This is a genomic window from Legionella tunisiensis, assembly GCF_000308315.1.
Taxonomy (GTDB): domain Bacteria; phylum Pseudomonadota; class Gammaproteobacteria; order Legionellales; family Legionellaceae; genus Tatlockia; species Tatlockia tunisiensis.
Map to the genome: position 1 here is coordinate 1 of NZ_CALJ01000275.1, position 6,305 is coordinate 6,305.

Consider the following 6,305-nt stretch of genomic DNA (forward strand, 5'->3'; position numbering starts at 1 on the left):
AACCTTTTTGTTAAATTTATTTTTCAATCTAGATTAAGGTTTCTATCTAAACCGAAAGATAATAAAACAGTTAGTACAAGCAAGAAAAAAATCACCGACAAAGCTTGCGGGAAGGTATAATTTAATTGTAGCAATTTACCGACCAAAGGTTGCAGGAGAGGTGCACTAGCCATCAGTAACATATTGGTTGTCGATAATGCTGTCGCTCTTACTCCTACTCCCACAGCATCTTTTACTACTGCAAAAACTTGAATATAGGTTGAAGAGAAGAAGCCTAGTAATCCTAATAGAATAGATAAGCTCCCTAAGGGTAACCCTGGCATATAGAGGATAATGGCAAAGAGAATAGTCGTTATGAAAGCAAACAGACTCATGAGTACCTGTCTTTTTTTCCAGCGTTGGACAAGCCACGCATTAAAAGGACCACCAATTCCTATGCCAATAAATACCATCGACATCATTATCCCGGCAGTATGTAATGAAATGGGATGATGTTGATGAAGAAAAAAGGGTACTCCCCAAAGCGTTACAACAACATTAATAATTGAGAACATGGAAAAACCATAAAACCCTGCCAACCAAATTTGTTTGTTGCTTATGACTTCTTTAATAGCAGTGACAAAAGACAAGCTCTTATCGCTTTCTTTATTCTCTTTAGTCAATTGACTTGCATGATCGCGGACGAAAATGATAACAAACAGGGCAACTCCAAGAGCACACCATCCACCAATCATCATAGTAAAGCGCCAACCGTAATGACTAATAGTCCATGCCATACCCACTTCACCCAAAGCGACTCCCATCATTGCCAAAGTCTCTGAAATACCAACAAGTAAGGCGAAATGTCGTCCTGAAAACCAGGAAGCCGTCACGTAGAGCATGCCAACAAACCCAAAAGCACTACCGATGCCCATAATCATTCGCGCAACAAACGCTTGCCAATAAACCTGGCTAAAGGCTAAAGCAAACGTCCCTGAACATAATAAAATAGATGCGGTAATTAAAATTTTACGAGCCCCGAAGCGATCATAGGCAAATCCCACAGGAATCTGCATAATCACGTAAGAAATAAAAAAAGCGGCTGATAAAGAACCTATTTCAGTGGCTGTTAATTGGAAATCAGCCTGCCATCCAGCTGCCATTAGTCCGGAAGCAGTCTGAAGAAAAAATTGGAATAACACAAAACTGGTTGAAGTGCCCCAATTGAGCCAAGGTAAAAGAGTACGTTTCTGCATATTTTTGGCTTTCATTTTAATGGAGTGGCCATTATATATACTTTCATCATTCACCACTAACCTTCATACGGCTATTTCACAAGATTTGTGTATTATATCTCTGGCTATCCCTATTATTTTTGTTAATCTTCGCAATTCAACGATGGTGGCTCTATTGGTCCCCTCGCGACGATAGATTGTGAATCCCGTCAGGCCCGGAAGGGAGCAGCGGTAACGATTGATGCGGGCGCCGGGGTGTGGCTCTTAGAGCTGCCGCCCAACTAATGAAAACTCCGTATGAGCTATCTAGCACTAGCGCGTAAATGGCGACCACGAACTTTTTCTCAGCTGGTTGGCCAAGAACATATTAACAAAGCATTGATCAATTCGCTTAATCAGCAGCGTTTACATCATGCTTATCTTTTTACTGGTACACGCGGTGTCGGTAAAACGAGTGTTGCACGTCTTTTGGCTAAAGCACTCAACTGCGAACAAGGCATTAGCGCAGAACCCTGTCTCCGCTGTGATGCTTGCTTGGCTATTGAGCAAGGTCGTTTCATCGATTTAATTGAAATTGACGGTGCCTCTAGAACACGGGTGGAAGATACGCGTGAATTGTTGGAAAATGTCCAATACTCACCAGCTAATGGTCGCTTCAAAATCTACTTGATTGACGAAGTACACATGCTTTCTCAACATAGTTTCAATGCATTGTTGAAAACGCTGGAGGAACCACCAGCACATGTAAAATTCCTATTGGCGACCACAGATCCGCAAAAATTACCTGTTACAGTACTTTCACGCTGTTTACAGTTTAGTCTCAAGCATTTACCCTCTGAATTGATTGCCCAACATTTGCAACATATTCTCCATGAAGAGCGGTTTTCATTCGAAGTAGAGGCCATAGAGCTTTTAGCAAAAGCAGCTAAAGGCAGTATGCGCGATGCATTGAGCCTCCTGGATCAAGCAATTGCCAGTAGTGATGATTGCTTACAAACACAGGTAGTAAAATCAATCCTGGGGTATACGCAACAAGATTATGCTATTCATCTTTTGAATGCTCTGGCAACGCTTGACGCTCAACAGCTCATTCAGATCAGTAGACAAATTGCGGTTGAAGGGGGGCATTTCCGCTATGTGCTCGATTCCTTATTAGATTACCTGCATCAAATCACTGTCACACAGAATTTGCCTGATGGAAATCCGCTCATTGTTACGCAGCCGGAAATCCAAGCACTAGCTAAACATTTTAGCCCAGAAGATATCCAATTATTTTATCACATTGGTCTTAAAGGCTCTGAAGAAATGTACCTGGCGCCAACCTTGGCAGTTGGTTTTGAAATGATTATATTGCGTATGCTGACATTCAGACCAGCAGGAAAAGCCGATACACCACCACTGGCCTATGAAGTAGTCGCTAAAAAACCCTTGGTGCTTGGGGAAAACGCTAGCCCGCCGTTGACTATATCAGATAAACAAATGGAGCCGGTTATTATTGAAGCAAACAATATAAGCGCACTAGAACCAGAACCGCCTACACCGTCACAGCCTATCGTGCAAGAGCCTGTCTCAACGATATCTGATTCTGACGATTGGAGCACAGTAGTAACTCAACTAAAGTTGACAGGTCTGACGCTTAATGCAGCAGAAAATGCTGAGCTAATAGCAAAATCTGACCGTGAAATAACGCTTCGGGTTGCTAAAGGTCACCAGTCCTTGTTTACGCCCGCAGTAACAAGTCGTTTGGAACAAGCTTTAAGTAACTATTATAAGAAATCGATTAAAATTGTACTAAATACTGGTGAGACGGTACAATCGTCGCCGGCTCAGAAAAAACAGATTGCTCAAGGCTTGCGTCAACAAGAAGCAGAAGCAGCCCTGCAAAATGACCCCTTTTTCAACAATTGAAACAAGAATTTTCGGCCGAATTAGTTCAAAATTCTATTGAACCCTGTAAAGATGGATTATAATTATTACATTTAACTAGCGAGAGAAAGACATGGATATTAATCAAAATCTTGGCAACTTGATGAAAGAAGCCCAAAAAATGCAGCAACGTATGCAAGAAGCTCAACAACAACTGAGTCAGTTACTCGTTGATGGTGAAGCAGGCGGTGGCATGATCAAAATCAAAATGAATGGCCGTCACGATGTTACTGAAGTCAAAATCAATCCTTCATTAATGGATGAAGAGGTTGAAATGATGGAAGATTTAGTTGCAGCAGCTATTAATGACGCTGTAAGAAAAGTAGAAAAAGCATCGAAAGAAAAAATTAGTCAATTAACTGCAGGACTTAACATCCCTACTGACTTCCTGAAGGAAGAAGATAAGGAATAAGAGGGATAATGGACACAATAAGTCGCTTGGTGGACGCTTTGCGTTGCCTGCCTGGAGTTGGACCGAAATCTGCGCAGCGCATGGTGTTTCATCTATTGCAACATCAACGCCAGCGCGGCTTGCACCTTGCTTCCTGTTTAGAACAGGCGATGCATGTTATTCATCACTGTAAACGTTGTAATAATTACACCGAACAGGATTTATGTAAACTCTGTCAAAACCCGGCAAGAGATCTGACAACTCTCTGCGTAGTAGAAAATCCTGCTGATGTATTCGCAGTCGAACAAAGTAATGCATATACTGGCAGTTACTATGTATTAATGGGAAGAATTTCGCCACTTGATGGCTTGGGGCCAGATGACATAGGATTACCAAAATTACACGACTTGGTTGTTAAAGAAGAGATCAAAGAAGTAATTCTTGCTTTAAGCCCTACGATAGAAGGCCAAACGACTGTTCATTTTATACACGAATTACTACGCGACTACCCTGTTCATATTAGTCAATTAGCTCACGGGATCCCGTCTGGAGGCGAATTAGAGTTTTTAGATGGAAATACCATCGGTAGCGCACTTAGAAATCGAGCCAGAGTGAATGTTTAAAATCAAGCCATTTATACAAATTTTTAGCTTGTTAGTCTGTTTATTCCTGATGAATAGTGTAATGGGCGCAACCTTCCACAAAAACCTTTGGCCAATTTGGGAAGTAAATAACCCTTTATCAACAGAAACAATTGCACACGACGATTGGCAAACATTTTTGAATAAGCGAATTGTTACCAACGAAGAAGGTATTAATCTGGTTGATTATCCTAATCTCACTGAAGCAGATTACGATTTACTAAAATCCTATATTGAAAAAATGGCTAAAATCGATATCGATGCCTATAACCGGAATGAGCAACTTGCTTTTTGGCTTAATCTCTATAATGCGCTGACTATCCAAATCGTAGCTGATTATTATCCTGTCGGGAGTATTGAAGAAATTAATATTTCACCAGGTTTATTTAGTATTGGTCCCTGGGGAGCGAAGCTAATTACAATCAATCGCACCCCTTTGTCACTTGATGAAATACAAAACCGCATTATTCGCCCTATCTGGAATGATCCAAGGACTCTCTACGCAATGAACAATGCTGCAATAGGAGCTGCCAATCTAAGCAAGCAAGCCTATCATGGCACCACAATAGAGAAAGAGTTAAATGACGCAGCCAGAGACTACATTAATTCACTCCGTGGCGTACAGGTTATTGAGGGCAAGTTAATTGTGTCGAAGATTTATGATTGGTTTAATGAGGATTTTGGTGGGACAAAGCGTGATGTGATCAATCATATTAAGCAATTTGCCAAAGAACCACTACGGAGTCAGCTTAAACACATCAATACGATTAATGGTTACGTTTATAATTGGCATTTAAACAGCACAGTAGTCAAACAACTGTGAAAAAAAGAGAAGGCATAGGCGACTACTGTATCAATTTCGCCTTATTCAATTTAGTTTTTTAATTTTACAATTCGCATACATCCTTGCCCAAGGAGGTAGTTTCCTAAAAGCTATTCCCTTACCTGTATCTGTTTATATCGAACTTGCAACAGCGCTTATCATTCAAATTCTGCTTTATGTACTGTTAACCCTCATACAAACTGCCATGCTCTGGGGAATAGCAGCCTATTTCCCTACAAAGAAAGCGCTTGAGCGCTGGCAAATGATTATTTTTTGCCTCTCACTCGCAGCTCTACTGGCTGTTAATTGCTATTTCTTTCCTTTAAGCGTTTTCAGTCGTTTATTTTTACCCGGATTACCGTTACTGCTACTCAAAATTATCCTATACCTATCGTTGCTGATACTTGGCCTATTTGCTTTGAATACTTTATGGCAAGCTTGGCGCCGCCATCCTGTAGTTTTCAGCTGTATTTTTCTGGTTTGCTTGAGCGCATTATTTTTTCTTAGTTATGAAAAAGATCAAGTAAAGCACACTGAGATTGTTTCCAACAAAACGCCTAATATCTTTCTGATTGGTATTGATTCACTCAGTCCTGAACGAGTGAATGCCCAAAATGCTCCTAATCTCAATAAATTTATCCAACAGAGTATCGTATTTAAAGAAACAGTTAGCCCTCTCGCGCGCACCTATTCAGCCTGGGCAAGTATACTGACAGGTCTGTATCCCCTGCACCACCAGGCCCGCTATAATTTGATGCCAGCCGATGTTGTAAAAAGCAAGGAAAGCATTGCCTGGACTATAAAGAAAATGGGTTATCAAACCGTTTTTGCTACTGATGATCGACGGTTTAGCAGTATCAGTAACGATTTTGGTTTTGAAAAAGTGATAGGACCTAAACTTGGTGTCAATGATGTGCTCTTAGGCACCTTTAATGATTTTCCTTTAAGTAACCTACTCATTAATCTCCCTATCAGTCACTGGCTATTTCCTTATAACTATCTTAACCGCTCCAGTCACTTTTCGTATTACCCGAGTACTTTTGATAGAGCCCTGCAGCAATTCATAAAACAGCATAACCCTCAAACACCTCTTTTTATGGCGGTACATTTTACCTTGCCTCACTGGCCTTATGCCTGGGCAGCCTCTTCCCCTGCTCAAGTAAAAAATGAATACTCTGTGCAAGAACGTGGACAACTGTATCTAGATGCCGTTCATAAAGCCGATGAGCAAATAGGTAAGCTCTTGGCAGCATTACAGCAGGCTGAACTGTTACAAAATAGTTTGATCGTTGTTCTGAGTGATCATGGCG

At 41.0% G+C, this 6,305-nt stretch carries 5 protein-coding genes, 1 other RNA gene and 1 pseudogene; 6 read left to right on the plus strand and 1 reads right to left on the minus strand.

What is annotated here, in order from left to right; translation table 11 throughout:
• Positions 1 to 23 precede the first annotated feature (23 nt).
• Entirely contained in the window at positions 24 to 1,250 is a 1,227-nt protein-coding gene (locus tag BN58_RS16230) for an MFS transporter (protein ID WP_232220721.1), read from the minus strand.
• A 137-nt stretch (positions 1,251 to 1,387) separates the two neighbouring features.
• Here BN58_RS16230 and ffs point away from each other — a divergent pair.
• The 6 genes and pseudogenes from ffs to BN58_RS26425 form a co-directional block, all read left to right on the plus strand.
• Positions 1,388 to 1,484, plus strand: an RNA gene (ffs, locus tag BN58_RS30100) — signal recognition particle sRNA small type.
• Between the two features lie 27 nt (positions 1,485 to 1,511).
• Positions 1,512 to 3,184: pseudogene (gene dnaX, locus BN58_RS26420) on the plus strand (DNA polymerase III subunit gamma/tau).
• 29 nt (positions 3,185 to 3,213) lie between these two features.
• Positions 3,214 to 3,552, plus strand: a complete 339-nt coding sequence (locus BN58_RS16240; protein WP_019217723.1) for a YbaB/EbfC family nucleoid-associated protein — start codon at positions 3,214 to 3,216, stop codon at positions 3,550 to 3,552.
• Positions 3,553 to 3,560: 8 nt separating this feature from the next.
• Positions 3,561 to 4,154, plus strand: coding sequence for a recombination mediator RecR (gene recR / locus BN58_RS16245; RefSeq protein ID WP_019217724.1), 594 nt, complete (start codon positions 3,561 to 3,563; stop codon positions 4,152 to 4,154).
• Positions 4,147 to 4,995 (plus strand): DUF547 domain-containing protein, encoded by an 849-nt coding sequence (locus BN58_RS16250; protein ID WP_019217725.1) that lies wholly within the window; start codon positions 4,147 to 4,149, stop codon positions 4,993 to 4,995. The genes recR and BN58_RS16250 overlap by 8 nt, the downstream gene beginning before the upstream one ends.
• 205 nt (positions 4,996 to 5,200) lie before the next feature.
• A partial coding sequence (locus BN58_RS26425; protein ID WP_019217726.1) for a sulfatase-like hydrolase/transferase occupies positions 5,201 to 6,305 on the plus strand: 1,105 nt, incomplete at its 3' end.